Origin of the sequence: Natrinema halophilum, from assembly GCF_013402815.2 — an archaeon.
Classification (GTDB): domain Archaea; phylum Halobacteriota; class Halobacteria; order Halobacteriales; family Natrialbaceae; genus Natrinema; species Natrinema halophilum.
On the sequence record NZ_CP058601.1, the window covers coordinates 3,925,872 to 3,945,280 of the forward strand.

A 19,409-nucleotide genomic window follows, 5' to 3' on the forward strand; every position below is an offset into this window, starting at 1 on the left:
AAGCCAGCATGAACGGACCCGACATCGCGACACGAGTCGAATACCCGGGCCTCGAGACGTCGGTCCGAATCACCAATCTCGGACGCGAGACGTCGATCCGGATCGAACACCTCGGACACCACGCTCGAGGGGATCGACAGTGAAGCGAATCTACGAATCCGGTGCGCTCGAGCGGACGGACGACGACCCGTTCACGCCGGACCGTCGTTCGAACGACGAGAAAAGCGGGCGCGCAGTAAATTGGGCGGCGTTGAGCCACGCGCTCACGCCGACGGCGGTGCGTCGCCGTGCGATCGACGTCACCGTTTCGACCGACAAGCGCCGCTACGACCTCGGTGAACCGGTCGAACTCGTGGTCTCGTTTCGGAACCGGTTTCCGTTTCCGATTCGACTCCGTACCGAGTCACCGAACCGCTGGACTTGGGCTGTCGACGGTCACCGCGAGGCTTCACAGGTGCCTCGTGCGGTTCCCGATCGACCTGCCGCGTTCTCCTTCGACCGGGGTGAATGCAAACGCTTTCGGCGGACGTGGCCACAACGAATTCGGATCACCGACGACGAATGGAAACCCGTTGCCGCCGGAACCTACACGATCGAGGCAAGCATCACCCGGGAAGACGCGGCTAAACGGGGCCTCGGCGATGCCACCGAAATCGAAATCCGAGACTGAGACGCCATCTTCGTCTCTGCCGAAGCCCCGTTTCGCGAATTCGACTCAACGCGTCCTGCGTTTGTCGTGCTATACTCGCCGCTTGCAAACGTGCTCGCAACAGAATTGTCGCGGAAGGGGAAGTAAACGGCGTCCACGTCGCACCCATTGGTCGCTCGTGGGGGTTGACATTTACTCGTTGCATTTCGACGGATTCCGAACACATGCCTCGCTGGGCTCTTCGTTCGTCAATGAATCCGTCAGAAGTAGCGGGAGGTAGATTTGAACTACCGATCTGCGGGTTATGAGCCCGCCGGAATCTCCTGGCTATCCCATCCCGCTACCATCTCGTAACCGAGTGTGCTAGTTAAGGGTTATGATTCGACTGCCGTATGCGGATTTCCGTTTTGGGGCCACGGAAAGGCCTCAGGTCCGGGCAGGTCGTGAATCGTACGTGCTCCGGTGAGCTGAAAAATGACGGCAGTGGCTCAGTCGAAGTGGCGTCGAAGCCGCGACAAAACGAACGAATTCGCTCGCGACGCCGACGCTGATTTCGACCTCGGTATTAATGCGAGCGATGTGGACGAAACGACTATGCAATCCGCATCCGACCTTCTCGTCGCCTGTCTCGAAGCCGAGAGCGTCGACCGCGTGTTCGGCGTTCCTGGTGAGGAAATCGAGGATGTCCTGTTTTCCCTGCGCGACTCGGAGATTCGTTTCGTTCCGACCCGCCACGAACAGGGAGCGGCGTTCATGGCCGACGTCCACGGCCGACTGACCGGCGAAGCGGGCGTCTGTTGCTCGACGCTCGGTCCCGGTGCGACGAACCTCATGACCGGCGTCGCCGACGCCCAACTCGACAAGAGCCCGGTCGTCGCGATCACCGGTCAGGGCGGTCGCGAACGCTTACACAAGGAGAGTCACCAGGCGCTTGACGTCGTCGACATCTTCGAGCCGATCGTGGCGTGGAACACTCAGATCACCGATTCCGAAATCGTCTCGGAGTCGGTGCGCAAGGCGTTCAAACTCGCCGAGTACGAGAAACCGGGAGCCACCCATCTCGAATTCCCCGAGGACGTCGCCGCCGAGACGGTCGACGCCGCTCCCATCGAAACTCGCGACCCAGTACGCCGCCCGGACCCCGACGACGAATCCGCCGCTCGCGCCGCCCAATTGATCGAGTCGGCCGAGCGGCCGATCGTTCTCGCGGGCAACGGCGCCGTTCGGACTCGCACGTCGGAGACCATTCGGACTATCGTCGACCGCGTGGACATTCCCGTCGTCGAGACGTATATGGGGAAGGGAGCGATCTCGGACCGCGAGCAAGCCTCGCTGATGACGCTCGACTCCGGCCCGGAGGAAGAGGCTGCGCGGGCGATCGAGCGGGCGGATTGCGTCGTCGCGGTCGGCTACGACATCGCCGAACACGATCCGGAAGGGTGGAACCCCACCCTCGAGAAGACCATCGTTCACGTCGACTACGAACCAGCGGAGGTCTATCGTCACTACAACCCCGACGTCGAAATCGTCGCCGACGTCGGTGCGGCGCTCACCGCAATCGACGATCGGCTCGCGGACGAGGCGTGTTCGCTGTGGTGTGACGATCTGCACGATCGCTTGCTCGAGGCGGTGACGGAGCTTCCGGCCGAGGACGATCCGATTACCGTCAGGAACGCCCTGCCGCTGCTGCGCGAAGCCATGGACGACTCGGACGTCCTCGTTTCGGACGTGGGAAGTCATAAAATGGCCATCGCCCAGACGTTCCCGACGTACGAGCCGAACACGTGCGTGATTTCGAACGGCCTGGCGAGTATGGGAATTGCCGTTCCAGGTGCTCTCGCGGCAGACCTGGCCATCGATGCGAACGTCGTCGCCGCCACCGGCGACGGCGGCTTCATGATGAATGCGGCCGAACTCGAGACCGCACGCAGGTTGGACTGCGGTTTCACCACAGTCGTGTTCAACGACGACGACTACGGATTGATCTCCGAAAAGCAGACCGAACACCGCGGCGAACACACGGGCACCGAGCTGACCAATCCCGATCTCGTGTCGTTCGCGGAAAGCTTCGGAATCGAGGCCTATCGGCCTGGAGACTGGGGCGCCCTCGAAGCGGCATTCGAGGGGGCGATACCGTCGCACGAACCGGCGTTGATCGAAGTCCGGCTCGAGGGATAGCCCTTCGATCGCGGAAAACGGCAGGAGGCGGTCGTCTCATAGGGAGTAGCGTCGGCGTTCCTCGATTCGGTTGGTCCGAATCGACACACCGTGACCAGCCGGAGTGGCTTTGACCTCCGGCTGGCTACGCTACTCCCTCTCAGAAGAGGTGATCGTCTTCGTCGAGCAGACGCGCGGGACCGCCGACGTTCCAGGTCGTCGTCGAAACGCCGCAGTCGGAGATTTCCGCTTCGACTTCCTCCGCGTATTCGTCGGTGGTGTTGACGTAGACGCTGGCGCCGGTGTCGGTCGAGAAGTAGACCGGAATGTCTTCCTCCTCGCGGAGCTCGCGCACCCGGTTGAAGATCGCGAGGGTGGCCGGCTGCCAGTAGACCCAGCCCGACGGGCCGGTCATCGTGGTTGCCGCAAGCGACAGCGAGTCGTGTTCGGCGAGTTCGAACGCGCGTTCGAAGTCGTCGGATCGCAACGCATCGCGCATCTCGGCGATCTGGTCGTGAATGTGGGCGTTTCGCGCCTGGAACATGTGGCTGTCGGCGGCCTCGCGGTGGGCGTCTTCGGTTTCCTTGTGGTAGGGAACGAGACCGACGATGATCTTCATATTCTCGTGCAGGTTCGACGGAATTCGTTGGGAGCGACAGTCCTCGTCGTTCAACCCGGTGTGAAGCTGAGAGAATGCGCCGGTGACAGCACGCGCCGCAGAGGCCGATCCGACGCGAGCGATCGCCGATATTTCCTGCTTCGAGGCGTCGAGTTCGGCCGCTTCCGCTAGTGCCATCGCCGCGGCCGCGAATCCCGACGAAGACGAGCCGAGGCCGACGTTCGACGGAAAACTGTTCTCGCTCTCGAGGCGGAGTGGATACACTGTGTGGGCGGCGTCGGACATGGAGCGCGCTTTCTCGACGACGGCCTCCACCCGTTCGTACGCGCGCCCTTCGAGCTCTTCGCCATCGACGACGTACGTATCGTCCTCGTAGTCCATCGAGAACTCGACGGTCGTCCTCGTATGGCTGGGTGCCGTACAGACGCTGATGCTGTCGTGATACGGAAACCGCTCTATTTCGTCGCGCATTCCGTGATATTTGACTAGCCCCTGGATGGGGTGGGCCATGGCCGTGGCTTTCATACCCAGATAGGTGGATGATGACCGCTTAAAGTTCACGGCATCTCATCAACAGTTCCGCCGCGATGGCGCAACCCGTGAGGAAGCGTGACGACCGGACGTGGGTTCCCGGACAGACGGGGCGGCTCGAGGCTGAATCCAGCCAAATTGATCGCACAGTCCGTACCGCGAACGAGCCTATCGCTTCGTTCAGTAGCGCCGATAGTTATCGTCGGCGTTCTGTTCGGCTCCCGTCTGGCTGGATTTGCCGGTCCGGGATTCCACTTCCAGTGCGCGCAGTCGCCGCCTCAGTGCGTCGATATCCGCCTCGTACGTCGCTTGCAGCGATTCGAGATCGTTCTCGAGATTCGACGTAACAGACTGAAAGGCGTCGGCGACCGTTTGCTCGAGTTCGTTCAGTTCCGCCGCAACGGCGTCGACGTCGGCCGAGCTGCCACCATTGGCCTCTATGTTCTCGAGGGAATTTCGTATGTCGGTAAACTCCGATCGAAGACCGCGCATTTCGGCCCGGACGCTCGTCAGTTCGTCGTCGAGTTCACTCAAGCGACGCTCGAGGGTGAGAAATCTGGGCTTGATCTGGTTTTCGATCACCGACTGTCGCTCCGAACCGGCCGCCGATAGCTGATTGACCTCGGACCGGAGCGACATCAACTCGTTCTGGAGGGTTTCGAGTTTCTCTTCGGTGCCGTTTTCCTCGACATCGAGCGTCCATCGTAAGGCCGCGGCGCGTTCCCCGTCGTCGGCCTCGAGTTCGGCCAGTAGTACGTCCAGGATTCCAGTCGGCCGTTCGTTTCCCCGCCTCTCAAACTGTGTTTGTTCGTTGTCCCCCGTCATTGTCGAACCTCCATCCCGACGTCTCGTTTTTCATACTACTAGTGCCATAGATAATAATAGTGTCCCTAAATACGAATTCTGTGTCGATACGCACGCGGCGAACGCGGAGTACCGACTCGAATCGAACGGCTCAAATGTACGGTCTCGCAACGGGTTTCCATGGGAACTTCCCTCGAGAGCCGCGCCGAACAGGCCGAAGAGATCGTCGACCGCCTCGAGGATACGTATCCGGATTCGACGATCTCGCTACGATACTCGAGCCGACTCGAGTTGCTGATTGCGGTAATCCTCTCAGCCCAGTGTACGGACGAGCGGGTCAACGAGGAGACGAAGGACCTCTTCAAGACGTACGATGGCCCGGAAGAGTACGCCAACGCGTCACAGGAGGAACTGGCGGAGGCCCTGAATTCGATCACCTACTACAACAACAAGGCGAAGTATATCCGCAGCGCCTGTGAGACGATCGTCGAGGAACACGATGGCGAGGTTCCGGATACGATGGACGAATTGACGGAACTCTCGGGCGTCGGTCGAAAGACGGCGAACGTCGTCCTCCAGCACGGACACGACGTCGTCGAGGGAATCGTCGTCGACACACACGTCCAGCGGCTCTCGCGTCGGCTTGGGCTGACTGAAGCGGAACGGCCCGAACGAATCGAAGCGGAATTGATGGAGATCGTTCCCGAAGTGCACTGGCAACAGTTCACCCACCTCTGTATCGATCACGGGCGAGCGGTCTGTACGGCGAGATCACCCGACTGTTCCGACTGCGTTCTCGCGGACATCTGTCCCTCGGAACGCGGTGACAGCGAGATCGACCTCGCCTCTGGAAATTCCTGGTAACTGGAACCCGTTGCGAGCACGCTTCCTTCTTCGACTCACCCCCTCTCTTCACTCGACGTCCCGACCTTCGCAAGCCCAATGCCTTTTCACTGATCTCGGTTAGTCACGGCCGGAGAACAATGTCCGACGACACAGATCAGCGTGACAACACCGGGAAAGAAGAACACGGGCGAGACGTCGAACTCGCAAAAGAGAAAACCGATCCAGCGGAGGCAGAAGACGAGGAGGGACTCACCGAGGAGGAAAAGGAGGCCCGCGAGCGACAGGATGAAGAACAGCGACGACAGGACATCGAACACAAATCCGTCGACCGGGAAGACGACGCACTCGAGAACACGAATCCGGACAATCACCGGGACGAAGAGCCGTACAACAGTTGAGCGAATCAACTACTGATTTTCGGTCGCATCCCGTTCGTCTCGCAGTGTTTCAGTCTCGAGCCGATCTCGATTACCGCTCCTCGTGTCCCTCGTCTGGAACGACCAGCGTCGGGAGCGTTCCGGTCGCCGCGACGGTCACACGGGAGTCGACGCTGACTGCACCGACCGCATGGCCGTCGACGACGAGAGTGACGTCACCTTCCTCGCGTTCGATCGTCAATGCGAGGTCGTCCTCAGGCAGCACCCACCGACGAGTCTGGGTGATGAACGGGCCGATCGGGGCGACCGTGAGCGCGTCGATGGCCGTTGAGAGCTGTGGAGCATCGATGTCGCTCGCGTAGCCGTGGCTTCCGGCCGGGGTCGCCGCCACGACGCCATCAGCGCGGAAGGTCGCGACGGACGATCCCCGACTGTGAACGCCGTATTCCGAGATTCGAGCCGGTTCATCGGTGACGAGTGTGACGTCAAATAGCGCTCGCTCGCAGCCGCTGCCGTCGTCGCTCTCGGTCCCGCGTTCAGTTTTCGGCCCGGCGGTACGCGTGACGCTCAGAACGGGTCGAGTGCGGCGGATGGCGTGTCCATCGAGCACTTCTCTGAGAGCGTCGGACACCCGATCACGATCGACCGACTCGATGCCCGTGATAGAGCCGACCGGGAGAACTGGCGTCTCGACGCCAGCACGTGCAGCGGCCGATACCCCCTCTTCGCCGGCTATTACGAGTACCGACGACCCGGCAGCGAGGACCTCGTTTCGGCTGCCACGAACGATCGTCGCGTCTGTAAGCGTCGATTCGAGGGAATCGTCGATCTGGACGGCATCGCCTGCGTCTCTCCCGCGGTCGACGACGCCGACAACGGGCTCCTCGTCTGCACTCCACGCGACGTCCATGCCGGTCATTTCACGCGGCCCGCTCAAAAGCGTACGGTTGTCGCCCGTCGACCGGACGCCGTCTAACGGTCTCCCGGATTCGTCCTCCTACTCGTCGTAGGGCCAGTCGCCCGTCGTACGCATTCCTTCGGCGAGTCCCTGTGATTCGAGATCTGCCGCGATGTCGGCGGGGTCCCTGTGCTCGACCGTCACCCCGTGGCGGGCGAGTTCGACGACGTACGCGGTCAGGAGAATCGCCTGTTCGGACAGATTGCGGCGCTCGAGCTTATCGATGGTATCCGCGACGGTGTGACCCCAGCCGCGGCCGGCGTTGTCGGACTTCGATTTGACGTGACACCCGGGCACACCCCACCTGGTGAACGACCAGTGATCGCTGTGGGGGCCGACTTTTGGCACCGTTCCGATCGGGTGACCGTACCGGTCCCCAACGTCGGTTGCGGTTTCCTCGAGCGCGTCGAATCCGTGCGTAACGATCGAGAGCGTCCGATCGCGGACGACGCCGTCGTTGTTGATCACCGCCTTGATCGCATCGCGGTCGGCTTTCTCGGCGTAGCGCGTCGATCCGAGAAGTCCGACCTCTTCCGCGCCGAAGGCGACGAACTCGACGCAGGTCTCGAGGTCGTCTTCGCGCTCCGCCAGCGCAGTCGCGATCTCGACCACCATCGCGGTTCCAGCACCGTTGTCCATCGCTCCCTCAGATATATCGTGAGCGTCGACGTGGCTCGTCACGAGAACGCGCTCGTCCGTATCCGGCCCGATTTCGGCGCGGACGTTGTAACTTTCAGCGGGGTGAATGTCGGCCTCGACGGAGATCGTGATCGATTCACCGTCGAATCGGCGGGCCAGACGGGCACCGACCTCTTTCGAGACACCGAGGGCGGGGATCGGACCGATCGGGTCCTCGTTCCAGCCGACGCTTCCTGTCGGCGGAAGACAGCCCTCGACGTGATTCCGGTAGAGAAAGCCCACTGCACCGTGTTCGACGGCGTGATGGTACTTTTCTCGACGATGGATGTATCGGTCGGAGTAGTTCGGGACGTCGCTACGGACCATGACGATCGCGTTTGCAACGTCGGTCTCCTCGAAGTCTTCGGGGAGGCCATAGCCGAGATCGACCAGCGGTGCAATGACGCGTTCCGACGGACTGCGCGGCAGAGCGATGCAGTCCTGCGTCGTCTCACCGGCCGTGATCGCGCTGTCACCGCGCGTCCACCCCTGTATCTCGAAGGGTTCGAGGCGGGGGTTTCGTAATCCGGCGTCGGCGAGTGCATCCCGTGTCAATTCGGCAGCCTCGCGCTCACCCTCGCTGCCGGCCATCCGGTTATCGAGGTCGACCAGTCGTTCGAGGTGGGTCCAGCCCGCGTCGCTTTCGAAGACGGATCCGATCCAGTCGGACATGGCGGACTCGTCACGATACGATCGTGTAATTGTATCGCCTGCTCGAGTCGGATGTCGCCTGTATGAGTGGTATTATCACTGTTCATTGGCAAGATAAACTACGAATCTTTTTTACGCCGCTCCAACTCGTCACGGATATGCGGGAGACGCTTGCCGACTGGCAGCCGGCGATCGACGAGGCGATCGCCACCCTGATTCCACGCGATATCGACGCCGACTACCTCGAGTCCTTCTTCGGTTCTCCGACCTACGCGTACGATCCCGACGGTATCCAGCATGCGTTAGCGACGCCGCTGTGGGACCTGCTCGATCGTGGCGGGAAACGGTGGCGTGCGATACTCTTTCTCGTCTTCGTGGAGGGCTTTGGCGAGGATCCCACCGAATACTTACCCTATGCCTGTATTCCGGAAATTCTGCACAACGGAACAATCATCGTCGACGACGTCGAAGACGGTGCCACGATCCGACGGGGCGAACCGGCGTTGCACCGCATCTACGGCCGCGATGTCGCGCTCAACGCCGGCAATGCGATGTACTTTCTCCCCCTGAAGATCCTCACCCGAAATCCCGCCGACCTCCCGGCCGATCGACGACTGGCCGCCTACGAGATGCTCATGCACGAACTCAACCGGACCCACCTCGGCCAGGGGATGGACATCTGCTGGCACAACGAGCGCCAGGTCCGGATCGGCATCGACGAGTACCTCGAAATGTGTGCGTGCAAAACCGGCTGTCTCGGCCGGATCGTTGCTCGACTGGCCGCGATTATCACCGACCAGCCTTCCGAGGTCGAGCGAGCCGTCGCCGAATACGCGGAACTGACCGCGGTCGCCTTCCAGATCGGCGACGACATCCTTGACGTCGAGCATTCGTTGGGACAGGCCGGCGAATTCGGCAAGGAGTTCGGCAATGACATCCTCGAAGGCAAGAAGACTCTGCTTGTCATTCACGCGCTACAGAAAAGCGAACCCGACCGTGCGCGGCGACTTCAGGAGATTCTCGAATCCGACAACAACACCGACGACGAGATCCTCGAGGCCCTCGAGATTCTCGAAGATGCGGGCAGCATCGATTACGCCCGCGAGCGGGCGCTGGAACTGGCCGCGGAGGCGCGTGCGGCCATCGACGGGCTGGATTTCGACGACGAGACGACTCGCAAGCTAGAGGAGTTCACGGAGTTCGTCATCGAGCGCGACGTGTAACGATCGATCCGTCGCGAGCTGATCTCACTGCTTCCACCTCCCGGATTCGTCCCCGTGGAACTCGCCTTTCGCCTCTCGCTGGAGTGGCCAGAGGGTGATTACGGTCACGACGAGGAAGAACGCGACGACGACGACCGCGACGATCGCCCCCGAAATACCGGGGACGGAAGCGGTCTTCGTCCACGTCTCTCCGGGCTCGTAGAGCGTGATTCGAAACAGCCACGCGACCCCCAACAGCAAGTAGAGCGGGTAGTAAATGCGTTGCAATCGACGCGAAAGGGCCTCCCAGTAGGATACTTTAATTGTCGGCGCTCGGAGGTCATTGCCGAGCTCCGCGCGCCAGTTCTCGAGCCGCGTGCCGGTCGGTTCGAGCGCGTTCGCGAACAAGTTTTCCTCAAGGAGTCGAATCCTGGCACGACTCGCGTCGTAGGCTCGGTACCGCCGGACGTCGAACAGGAGAAACAGCGAGACGCCGACGATTCCGATCAACAGCAGGTATGCGGAGGCGTCGCCACCCTGGAAGGCGAGCGCCAGAACGGCCGTGACCGTGACGATGGCCCAGTCTGTGGTGAGGTCGAGTCGGGAGAGGAGGTTTCCCGACTGTGACATCTCGCCGCGGTAGTAGTGGGGCAACAGCGAGAGGAACTCTTCCTGATCGGTCGCCGCCGCGGTCGCGACGTTGCGCTCGTCGGGGTTCGTCGAATCGAAGTTTTCGGGGATCGGTTCCGCCATTATCGGCTGCCTCCGGCTTCCGGAAGTCGCGACAGCACCCGACGGTGGGTCGGGCGGGGACGATACCCTTCGAGCGCCGTTCCTCGAGCTGTCGAGCGACATGCGGTACCACAAGTTGGTGAGGGAACGTCGGAGAGCGGACCCGGAACGCCGAGCGGGTGATCTATCGAAATCATACTCCTCGTAGTCGTGGAACGACGAAGACCCTTCCGTCGCTGGCGGACCGTCGTTCCCAATTCGAGTCACCGGTCATAGCTCGTGACTGTCACGGGACCCGATCTGTGGGGCCAGATACTACGCCCTCGACGTAGAAGGACCGCTATGGCCGATCACTCGACACCGGGCGAGCGGACCGACGCCGCGAGACCGTGGCCAATGCTCGTGGCTCTCGGACTCGCGGCCTCGGAGGTCGGTATCGTCGTCGACTTCGGTCCCATCGCCGTCGGCGGACTCGTCGTCTTCGCCGCGAGCGTCGCCGGCATCCTCTCTGACGCAGCGTACGTCGAGCGCCCCGCAGAGTTCGCGGCAACGTTCGGCGGGGTGTTCGTGTTCGTCGGCGCCGTGCTCGCTGCCCAGGGAACCGGGACGCTTTCGATCGCCCCGCTGGAGCCCCTCTCAGGTCTGGCCAGTCGCGGCATCGCGCTCGTCGTCGCCGGCTTCCTTACGATCCTGGGCGCGGGGATCGTTCGGATACGATGAGTTTCAATGGTCCCATCCGACCCAGGTGCGGGCACGAACGACGAATTGGATCGCGTGCCGTCCCGAGCGCCCGAAAACAGCCATCAATCAAGTATCCCTATCAATGAGCCGACGTGCATTCGACACCGAAATCGCACTCGACCTTGCGGTCAACCTGATACCGTTCGCGATCATCGCGTTCTTCGTCGCGGTCTTCGCCGCGTTCAACCCCTGGGGCTTCGATCCGCTGCAGTCGACACTCCAGTTTACCATTTTACTGTCGACGATGCTCTTGCTCGCGATCGCGACCTACATCGCGGCTCGAGCGATCGAAACCGACGACCGCACGCGTTACGACGTATCCGAGTTCCGATGACCGTTCGCTGGGGAATCTCGTCGGATCAGTTGACGATGAGGACGAACCCGGTCACCGCCATGAGGGCCGCTATTCCGACGAGGAGGAGCAAGAACAATTCCTTCTCCTGCATACCTGCCCCGTCACCGCCTGCGCGGAAAAATCCACGTCCGAAACGTGGCTGGGGGAACCGTGGTCGGTGATCGGACGATCGGCGGCCGAACCACCGTCGCCAGTCTCGGCCTCGCACTCATCGTCGCGACGGCCGCCTTCGGGGCGCTTCTGGGGGCGACGTTGCCGAATTTCCGTAGCGTCGACGAAATTTCCCTGTTGGTGATCACGGCTCCCATCTCGCCGCTCACACTCGCCGTCTACGGAGCCGTCGCGATGGGGTCTTTCCTGGTGGCGCTCGGGTACGTCGTCCAGATTCTGTCGCGGTTCGACGATGATGCGGTGTAACCGAAACCGGCACCCTCTCAAGCGAGAGCAGCCACAGAGACGAAACTGACCTGAACGCCGGCGGTCGTCGTCCCTGCCGGTCCACTATCGAAGACCGCGGGTGCACGTGACTGGATCGGCCGAGTCGCCGTGTCTACGCAGCGTCCTCATCCTCGTCGCCGCCGTCGGACTGAAGCCGCTTCGTCGTCTGAACCAGCGGGTGGCGCGCGTAATCGACGACTTCGATATCGTCGATCTGCTCGAGGTCTTCTTTCGCTGCAGTACGAGCCATGCCGAGATCGACTTCGTGATCGACGACGATGACGTAGGCGTCCATCTCGTCGATCCCCAATCTATCTGCCGCGAGAACGCGGTGGTGGCCGTCCGCAAGGAGAAGCGTCCCGTCATTGTCGATAACCACCAGCGGCTCGGCTAGCCCGCGCTCGAGTTCGTATCGCCGTCCCTCGAGTTCGTCCGCGTACACCCGCCCCTGTGTCGGGGTAAGTTCCTCGAGCGGGACGGTCCGGCGTCCCTCGCGAAGATCGATCTCGTGAATCTGCTCTAGGGTTCGCATTAGCTTGCCGACCTTCTCCGGGGTTGCGCGTTCGATCTGACTGCGGATGACGTCGGCGTTGGAAATTATTCCGACGAGATTTCCCGCGTCGTCGACGACGGGAAGCTTCTGAATCCCCGATCGCAGGATGACCCGCGCAGCGTCGTTTACTTTCATGTCGGGGTGGGCGACCAATAGATCAGTCGCCATGACCTTGAAGATCGGATCACCATCGTCGGCGAGTAGCAGGTCACGGGCGCTGACGAAGCCCTCGACGCGGCGTCGATCGGTGACAGGAAAGCCACTGTGCTCTTCGCTTTCGGCGATGCGCATCGCCACATCACCGACGGTTTCGTCCGGTGAGACCGTCGCTACGTCGCGCGTCATGTAGTCTTTGACCCGGGGCTTCGTCCGGTCCGATACGACCTCCATGCGTCACCGTATGACTGCCGCGCGCAAAAGTACTGTTATGACCACAGCCTCCGTAAGACACCACGCTAGCCCCCAGCGTCACGGAACTTAGACTGATTCGCTGTCGTCTTCCCCACCACGTTGAGTGAAGAGCCACTCGCTCGTCTGTGTATATGACCCGATCTGCGCCCCCGGCCGCGTCTCGATCGCCTCGAAGAACCGATTCGTTATGACCTCCTCGACGACGCTGACGATCGACTCGACCTCTTCTTCGTCGTCCGCGCTGCCAAGGATACCGATTTCGAGTTGTGCACCGGCCATGTCGGCGTGACCGCCGGCGCTGCCGATCCGGTCGAACGCATCCCGGAGGGTCTCCCCGAGGTCCACGTCAGCGGCCCGCGACCGGGCCGACAGGTATACCATCTCGTCGTTAAACCCGAACACGAGCGTGGTCTCGACGCCCTCCATCGCGAGCAACTGATCGGCGGCCTGTGGCAACGCGTCGCGGTCGCCGACCCGGCCGACGCTGGCAACTGCTACCGAACCGCGCTGCATCCGGTTTTTGATCGCCTGCGCGATCGTCTCGAGGGTCTCTCCCTCGAGTGAAGGGTGTTCGATCTGGCGCAAGATCGAGGTGTCGACGTGGGGCCACAGCAGCGACGCAGCCTCGAAATCCGCGGGCGAAACTTCCCGTGTAAAGTCGTTCGTATCGACCCGGATGCCGTACAGCAACGCCGTTGCGGTCGCCGGATGGAACGCGAGGCCGAATCGGTCGACGTACTCGGTAAGGACGGTGCTGGTCGCACCCGCCTGCTGGCGCAGATCGACGAATTCTCCCGGAACCGGACCGCGAGGAGGGTGGTGGTCAATGACGATGTCGACGTGGCGGTCCTCCGGGAGCTGGTCGTTGACTCCGGGTCGGGAGTGGTCTACCAGTGCGACGGCTGCGTACTCGTCGAGCGGATCGTCACGCCCCATATTCCGAAGATCGAGATCGAGTAGATTGACCATCGCCCGGTTTTCCTGGTGAGAGATGTCGCCGAAATAGCAGGCGTCGGCGCTGAGGCCGACCGACTCGGCGATGTCGACCAGTGCGACCGCGCTGGCGATTGCATCCGGGTCCGGGTTATCGTGTGTCACGACTGCAAGCCGGCCGTCGATCGCCGACAGCCGTTCCCGGAGTTCGATCGCGGTTTCGGCCGCTGGTCGCGTCGTTTGCTCAAGCACCCGACCCGCCATGGCGTCCGTCGGATCGACAGTGTGGTCGGCGAGTTCCTCGAACGCATCGCGATCAGCTTGCGTCGCGTTCCCGCCCATGTAGGCCACGATCGACGCGTCGGGAAAGCGATCACGCGCAGTCTCGAGCGTGGCTCGGTTGACGTCGGTGCGATCACCGGCGACGAAAATCACGTCCGGCGGGTCGATGGTCGCGATGGTAGCGTGGTCGGTCGGGTCGGCGCGTCGGGCCGGGACGCTCTCGTCGCGCAACGTTTCGACGACGCTCTCATCGTCGGTAATTACGAGTAACCGCCCGCCGTCGCGCTCGGATAACTCCTCCGTGATCTGCCAACAGATAGTCCCGCAACCGAGCACGAGCCGAAAAACCATGTATCGCGGGTTGCGACCGCGACGGGTAAAAGGTACCGGGTCTCCTCAGGCGATGACGGCGGCTGCCGCCTCGAGTGCGGCGTTGGCGATCGGATCGAACGCCGGTAGGATGAGGACCGTCATGACGGCGGCTACGATTACCGCTGCGTAGAGACCAGTCGGCTGGGCGAGTCGATCTCGGTCGATGACCGGGTCCTCGATCCAGAGCGCCTTGACCAGCCGCGAGTAGTAGAACAGCGAGAGCGCGCTATTGACGACGAGCGAAGCGGCGACGACGAGCAGTACCGCATTATCGGCGGCTGCCTCGATCGTCGCGGTGTACAGCAGGTACTTGCTCCAGAAGCCGCCGAAGAGGGGAATGCCCGCGAGGCTGAACATGAAGACGGCCATCGCGGCGCAGGCGACCGGCGCCTGTTTGGCGAGACCGTTGTAATCTTCGAACGTTCGACCGACGCCCCAGTACTCTGCCAGCGCCACGAACAGGAACGCACCCGTGTTCATGAAGCCGTAGACCAGCAGGTGCATCATAGCCGCGCCCATGACGAAATCGGCTGCTCCGGTCGAGAGGCCCGCCAGCCCGATCAGTACGTACCCGGCGTGGCCGATCGAGGAGTACGCGAGCATCCGCTTTACGTTCTCCTGGGTCGCCGCCGCGAAGTTCCCGACCGTCATCGTGACGATCGCGAGAATCACGAACGCCCACGTCCACTCGACGCCGATGACGTCCGTCGTCGCCTCGAGCGGGAACGCCGTCGTGAACACACGGAACGCGAGCACGAAACCGGCGGCTTTCGAGGCCGACGAGAGGAATGCTGAGATCGGTGCCGGTGCGCCTTCGTAGGCCTCCGGAGCCCAGAAGTGGAAGGGGACGCTCGCAGTCTTGAACGCGATCCCGCCGATCAGCATCAGGATTCCCAACCCGAGCAGACCGCCCATCTCGCCTGCGTTGCCGAGACCGGACGCGACGGCATCGAGCTGCAGTGAACCGGTCGCGCCGTAGACGAGGCTGACCCCGTAGACGAAAATCGCCGAGGACAGCGCCCCGATCAGGAAGTACTTTAGCCCGGCTTCGACGCTGCCCCGGTTGTCCTTCAGGATCGCGACCAGCGCGTACGATGGCAGGCTCGTCAGCTCGAGGGCGATGAAGATGGTCACGAGGCTGTTGGCCGCGGCCATCATCGACATGCCCGTCGCCGCGAGGATCACCAGCGAGTAGTACTCGGCCTGGTAGGTGTGATCGCGCAAGTAGTCGTGACTCGCGACCGTAACGAGGGCGGTGACGACCGCGATAATGCTCATGAAGTACAGGGCCAGTTGGTCGACGACGAACTGGTCGCCCATGATCTCGATGACGCCGTAGTTTTCAATTCCCGTCGCGCCGACGCCGGCGGCGGTAAACCAGACGGCGACGGCCAGCGACGAAAGCGAGCCGACGACGGCGGTGCCGGCGAGCAGCGTTCGATTCGTCGAGTACGGGTTGATGCTGTCTAGCAGGAACAAGACGAGCGCCGTTCCCGCCAGGATCAGTGCCGGTGCAAGTGCTGCCCACTCGGGGAGTTGTACGAACGCCATCAGAGGTCACCTCCCTGGAGAATCGGATCGACTGCGTCGGTTATCATGTCGAATATCAGGTCCGGGGCCACTCCGAGGACGATGATCAGTCCCAGTAACACGACCATCGACGCGACGTCGTGGACGGGTGCACGGCCCACGTCGTAGTCGGTCTCGAGTCGATACGGTCCGAACACCGTCCGCTGCATCGCAAACAGCAGGTAGCCCGCGACGATGACGATGCCAAACATGGCCAGCCCGGTAAACAACGGCGAGTACTCGAGCAGGTCGGAGCCGAACGCGCCGAAGAAGATGAAGTATTCCGCGGCGAATCCGCTCATAAGCGGGAGTCCCATGTAACCGAACGCGCCGGCGACCAGCACCCCCACCGCGATCGGCATCCGGTCGGCCAGCCCGGACATGTCAGTGACCATCCGTGTGTGGGTAGCGTTGTAGATGACGCCGACGGCCATGAACATCAGCCCCGAAATGAGGCCGTGGGAGACCATCTGGAACGTCGCGCCACCGACGCCGAACTGGGTGTAGGCGACGAGTCCGAGGATGACGTAGCCCATCGACGAAACTGACGAGTAAGCGACGATCCGCTTCAGGTCAGTCTGGGCGAGCGCCAGCATCGCGCCGTAGATGACGCTGATGACGGCGATCGCTGCGATCGGAATCGCGTATGCCTCGACCTGCTCGGGGAACATCGTGAAGTTAAACCGCAATAGGGCGTAGGTTCCCATCTTCAGCAAGACGCCCGCGAGCAACACCGAGGCCGGCGTCGGCGCTTCGACGTGGGCGTCCGGCAACCACGTGTGGAACGGAACGACGGGTACCTTCACCGCGAAGCCGAGGAACATCGCGACGAAGACCGCGGACGCGAACGCCGTCCCGCTGAGGCCAAAGAGGCCGTCGGGACCGCCCTCGAGCATCGCCGTCGTGATTTCCGGCAGCGCAAAGGACGTGACGTCGCCGAGGCCGAAGACCAGCGCGATGAACGCGCCGAACATCACGAGCGATGCCACGTTCGTGTAGACGAAGAACTTGATCGCGGCGTACTTTCTGCGCGGGCCGCCCCAGATGCCGATCAACAGGTACATCGGGATCAGGACAGCCTCCCAGAAGACGAACCAGAGGAAGAAATCGAGCGCGGTAAAGACGCCGATCAGGTTGGCTTCGATGAACAGGATGAGACCGTAGAACTGCGACTCGCGCTCGTCGATCGGCGTCCACGAGCTGACGATCGCTAGCGTACAGAGGATCGTCGTCAGGACCACCAGCGGGAGGCTAATCCCGTCCAGACCGACGAACCACGAGATCGTGTAGTCACCGAGTTCGATCCACGGTACCCGCGATTCGAACGCCAACTCGCCGTCGAGCAAGGCGTTGCCGCTGCCGTCGAAGGCGGCGAACAGCCAGAGGCTCAGCGCCGCCGGAACGAGGCTAATCGCAAAGGCCAGTTTGCCAGCGATTCGATTTGGCGCGACGAACGTTACCAGCGCGCCCACCAGTGTCACCGCGATCAGTATTTCGATCATCATACGAACCACCCTCCGAGAGCGCCGAGAATCAACAGCAAGCCGATGAATCCCGCCACTAGCAACGCCGCGTAGTTAGTCACGATACCGGTTTGCAGTCGTTTCATCCAGTTACTACCGAAGAGGCTGATCGTCGACGTCCCGTTGACGACCCCGTCGACGACGGTCTGGTCGAACCGATCCGCGGCTCGAGAAAGCGGGAGCGTCAGTCCCTCTGCGAGCCACACCTGATACTCGTCCTGATAGTAGTTACTCCGCAGGACGTGGTACGCACCGCCGAGCTTTTCGGTGTGGCGGGACGGTTCGGGCACGTTGTACAGCGTGTGAGCCGCGAACGCGCCGGCCAGCGCCAACCCGAGCGACAGGCCCGCACTGAGCAGCATGGTCGTGGTTGCGGACCCGATCGCGCCCTCCTCGAAGGCCACCGTCTCGTGGTACTCGTGGTAGGTCAGTCCCTCGACGTAGCCGTACTCGCCGTCGAGCCAGAACTCGAGGAACGTGATGTCTGCGTGGAGCAATTCGGCGACGGGGGCGAGGTTGACGAACCCGGCGACCGTCGCGAGGAGTCCGAGGACGACTAGCGGCACCTTGATCGAGAGACCGACCGGGTGCGGATCTTCGGCCGTTTCCGTCCGGGGGTCGCCGTGGAAGGTCAGGAAGACCATCCGGAAGGTGTAGAAGCCGGTGAAAAACACCGCGATCAGTCCCATCGCGTAGGCCGCGAGGATGACGGGTTGCTCCAACCCGACCGCGAGGGCGTCAAACAGGACCTCGTCTTTCGACCAGAAGCCGGCGAAGGGGACGATCCCCGCGAGCGCGAGTGCCCCTGCGAGAAACGTGTAGTACGTGACCGGCGCTTTGTCCTTCAGGCCGCCCATCTCCCACATGTCCTGTTCGTGGTGCATGAGGATGATGACGGCACCAGCGCCGAGGAACAATAGCGCCTTGAAGAAGGCGTGGTTCATGAGGTGGAAGACCCCGGCGACGTAGCCGCCGACGCCGAGACCGAGCATCATGTAGCCGTACTGGCTGATCGTCGAGTACGCCAGCACCTGCTTGATGTCGTCTTTGACGACGGCCATCGAAGCGGCAAAGAGCGCGGTAAAGCCCCCCACGAAGGCGATGATCGCCAGTGCGGTCGGCGACAGCGCGTAGTAGCCGAACATTCGTGCGACCAGGTAGACGCCGGCCGCCACCATCGTCGCTGCGTGGATGAGCGCCGAAACGGTCGTCGGGCCTTCCATAGCGTCGGGCAGCCACGTGTGGAAGGGGAACTGCGCGGACTTGCCCAAGACCCCGCCGAGGACGAGAAGCCCGGTGATCGTCACCCACGTCTGGGCGTCGAATCCGAACAGCGTCATGCCGTCGTCGATGGCCGTTCCGGCGGCGGTCACGAACGATTCCTCGCCGGCGAAGCCGACTGTGCCGAACGTCGCCGCGATGGCGACGACCCCGATCAGGAAGAAGTAATCGCCGAACCGGGTTACAAGAAACGCCTTCTTGGCGGCCGACGGGGCCGATTCGGTGCGGAACCAGAACCCGATCAGCAGGTACGAACAAAGCCCGACGAGTTCGAAGAACATGAACGCCATCAACAGGTTGTCCGCGAAGACGAACGCGAGCATGCTGAACGTAAAGAGGCCGAGTTCGGCGTAGTACCGCGGCAGCCCCGTTTCACCCTCGGCGTTCATGTATCCGAGGCTGAAAACGTGGACGAGCAAGGCGACGAGCGAGACGATCACCAGCATGAGCGCCGATAGGGGATCGATCAGGACCCCAAACGAGAACGCGACACTGTCGACACCCGTTTCGCTGGCGGCAGTGCCGGCGGTCCACTCGTATAACGTCGTGTGGTGTGCGTTGCCGCCCGCGACGGCCGCGAACATCACAAGCGAAATCAGGAGCGACCCTGCCGTCGCGACGATCCCCGGAATCGCGCCCTTCTTCGGCAGGTACGTGCCGAAGAGAAGCGTGACCGCGAAGGCCACGAGCGGGAGCACTGCGATCGCCGGTGCGAATCCAAACGGTCCTGTTGCTGTTGCAGCCATC

At 62.3% G+C, this 19,409-nt stretch carries 19 protein-coding genes and 1 tRNA gene; 9 read left to right on the forward strand and 11 right to left on the reverse strand.

Going from position 1 to position 19,409, the window contains the following annotated elements; translation table 11 throughout:
- Nucleotides 1–8: 8 nt before the first annotated feature.
- On the forward strand, nucleotides 9–143 hold the full coding sequence (locus tag HYG82_RS44385; protein WP_284145011.1) for a hypothetical protein: 135 nt from the start codon (nucleotides 9–11) through the stop codon (nucleotides 141–143).
- Nucleotides 140–670: a DUF7974 family protein gene (locus tag HYG82_RS39670; RefSeq protein ID WP_179263489.1), complete on the forward strand. Its 531-nt coding sequence runs from the start codon at nucleotides 140–142 to the stop codon at nucleotides 668–670. The genes HYG82_RS44385 and HYG82_RS39670 overlap by 4 nt, the downstream gene beginning before the upstream one ends.
- A gap of 246 nt (nucleotides 671–916) precedes the next feature.
- Here the strand turns inward: HYG82_RS39670 and HYG82_RS39675 are convergent.
- Nucleotides 917–991, reverse strand: a tRNA-Met gene (locus tag HYG82_RS39675).
- Nucleotides 992–1,243: 252 nt separating this feature from the next.
- On the opposite strand from HYG82_RS39675, the gene HYG82_RS39680 reads away from it, so the two are divergent.
- Nucleotides 1,244–2,827, forward strand: a complete 1,584-nt coding sequence (locus HYG82_RS39680; protein WP_179264644.1) for an acetolactate synthase large subunit — start codon at nucleotides 1,244–1,246, stop codon at nucleotides 2,825–2,827.
- A 139-nt stretch (nucleotides 2,828–2,966) separates the two neighbouring features.
- Here HYG82_RS39680 and mvaD read toward each other — a convergent pair whose 3' ends face one another.
- Together mvaD and HYG82_RS39690 are read right to left on the reverse strand one after the other, a co-directional pair.
- Nucleotides 2,967–3,950 (reverse strand): phosphomevalonate decarboxylase MvaD, encoded by a 984-nt coding sequence (gene mvaD / locus HYG82_RS39685; RefSeq protein WP_179263491.1) that lies wholly within the window; start codon nucleotides 3,948–3,950, stop codon nucleotides 2,967–2,969.
- Nucleotides 3,951–4,136: 186 nt separating this feature from the next.
- Nucleotides 4,137–4,781 carry a hypothetical protein gene (locus tag HYG82_RS39690; RefSeq protein WP_179263493.1) on the reverse strand — a complete coding sequence of 215 codons (645 nt, stop codon included), beginning with the start codon at nucleotides 4,779–4,781 and terminating at the stop codon, nucleotides 4,137–4,139.
- Between the two features lie 159 nt (nucleotides 4,782–4,940).
- Here HYG82_RS39690 and nth point away from each other — a divergent pair, with 159 nt between their 5' ends.
- Nucleotides 4,941–5,624, forward strand: a complete 684-nt coding sequence (nth, locus tag HYG82_RS39695) for an endonuclease III (RefSeq protein ID WP_179263495.1) — start codon at nucleotides 4,941–4,943, stop codon at nucleotides 5,622–5,624.
- Nucleotides 5,625–5,743: 119 nt separating this feature from the next.
- The gene (locus HYG82_RS39700; RefSeq protein ID WP_179263497.1) at nucleotides 5,744–6,004 is read left to right on the forward strand and encodes a hypothetical protein; all 261 of its coding nucleotides are present in this window, start codon (nucleotides 5,744–5,746) and stop codon (nucleotides 6,002–6,004) included.
- A gap of 70 nt (nucleotides 6,005–6,074) precedes the next feature.
- On the opposite strand, the gene HYG82_RS39705 is transcribed toward HYG82_RS39700, so the two are convergent.
- On the reverse strand, nucleotides 6,075–6,893 hold the full coding sequence (locus tag HYG82_RS39705; protein WP_179263499.1) for an NAD(+)/NADH kinase: 819 nt from the start codon (nucleotides 6,891–6,893) through the stop codon (nucleotides 6,075–6,077).
- Between the two features lie 87 nt (nucleotides 6,894–6,980).
- Nucleotides 6,981–8,291 carry a M28 family peptidase gene (locus HYG82_RS39710; protein ID WP_179263501.1) on the reverse strand — a complete coding sequence of 437 codons (1,311 nt, stop codon included), beginning with the start codon at nucleotides 8,289–8,291 and terminating at the stop codon, nucleotides 6,981–6,983.
- A gap of 137 nt (nucleotides 8,292–8,428) precedes the next feature.
- Here HYG82_RS39710 and HYG82_RS39715 point away from each other — a divergent pair, with 137 nt between their 5' ends.
- The gene (locus HYG82_RS39715; RefSeq protein WP_179263503.1) at nucleotides 8,429–9,493 is read left to right on the forward strand and encodes a polyprenyl synthetase family protein; all 1,065 of its coding nucleotides are present in this window, start codon (nucleotides 8,429–8,431) and stop codon (nucleotides 9,491–9,493) included.
- 24 nt (nucleotides 9,494–9,517) lie between these two features.
- On the opposite strand, the gene HYG82_RS39720 is transcribed toward HYG82_RS39715, so the two are convergent.
- Nucleotides 9,518–10,225 (reverse strand): DUF2270 domain-containing protein, encoded by a 708-nt coding sequence (locus tag HYG82_RS39720; RefSeq protein WP_179263505.1) that lies wholly within the window; start codon nucleotides 10,223–10,225, stop codon nucleotides 9,518–9,520.
- A gap of 321 nt (nucleotides 10,226–10,546) precedes the next feature.
- Between HYG82_RS39720 and HYG82_RS39725 the strand changes: the two genes are divergently transcribed.
- The 3 genes from HYG82_RS39725 to HYG82_RS39735 all read left to right on the forward strand — a co-directional run bounded on the left by HYG82_RS39725 (nucleotide 10,547) and on the right by HYG82_RS39735 (nucleotide 11,717).
- Entirely contained in the window at nucleotides 10,547–10,924 is a 378-nt protein-coding gene (locus HYG82_RS39725; protein ID WP_179263507.1) for a DUF7541 family protein, read from the forward strand.
- 103 nt (nucleotides 10,925–11,027) lie between these two features.
- Nucleotides 11,028–11,279 carry a DUF6684 family protein gene (locus HYG82_RS39730; RefSeq protein WP_179263509.1) on the forward strand — a complete coding sequence of 84 codons (252 nt, stop codon included), beginning with the start codon at nucleotides 11,028–11,030 and terminating at the stop codon, nucleotides 11,277–11,279.
- A gap of 156 nt (nucleotides 11,280–11,435) precedes the next feature.
- Nucleotides 11,436–11,717 carry a DUF7520 family protein gene (locus HYG82_RS39735; RefSeq protein ID WP_235217756.1) on the forward strand — a complete coding sequence of 94 codons (282 nt, stop codon included), beginning with the start codon at nucleotides 11,436–11,438 and terminating at the stop codon, nucleotides 11,715–11,717.
- Nucleotides 11,718–11,850: 133 nt separating this feature from the next.
- Here HYG82_RS39735 and HYG82_RS39740 read toward each other — a convergent pair whose 3' ends face one another.
- The 5 genes from HYG82_RS39740 to nuoL all read right to left on the reverse strand — a co-directional run bounded on the left by HYG82_RS39740 (nucleotide 11,851) and on the right by nuoL (nucleotide 19,408).
- Nucleotides 11,851–12,681 carry a CBS domain-containing protein gene (locus tag HYG82_RS39740; RefSeq protein ID WP_179263511.1) on the reverse strand — a complete coding sequence of 277 codons (831 nt, stop codon included), beginning with the start codon at nucleotides 12,679–12,681 and terminating at the stop codon, nucleotides 11,851–11,853.
- 87 nt (nucleotides 12,682–12,768) lie between these two features.
- Complete coding sequence (locus HYG82_RS39745; protein ID WP_179263513.1) at nucleotides 12,769–14,268, reverse strand: DHH family phosphoesterase; 1,500 nt, start codon at nucleotides 14,266–14,268, stop codon at nucleotides 12,769–12,771.
- Nucleotides 14,269–14,313: 45 nt separating this feature from the next.
- Nucleotides 14,314–15,840 carry an NADH-quinone oxidoreductase subunit N gene (locus HYG82_RS39750; protein ID WP_179263515.1) on the reverse strand — a complete coding sequence of 509 codons (1,527 nt, stop codon included), beginning with the start codon at nucleotides 15,838–15,840 and terminating at the stop codon, nucleotides 14,314–14,316.
- On the reverse strand, nucleotides 15,840–17,363 hold the full coding sequence (locus HYG82_RS39755; protein WP_179263517.1) for a complex I subunit 4 family protein: 1,524 nt from the start codon (nucleotides 17,361–17,363) through the stop codon (nucleotides 15,840–15,842). The genes HYG82_RS39750 and HYG82_RS39755 overlap by 1 nt, the downstream gene beginning before the upstream one ends.
- Nucleotides 17,360–19,408, reverse strand: coding sequence for an NADH-quinone oxidoreductase subunit L (gene nuoL / locus HYG82_RS39760; RefSeq protein WP_179263519.1), 2,049 nt, complete (start codon nucleotides 19,406–19,408; stop codon nucleotides 17,360–17,362). Before nuoL ends, HYG82_RS39755 begins: the two co-directional genes overlap by 4 nt.
- Nucleotide 19,409: the final 1 nt, after the last annotated feature.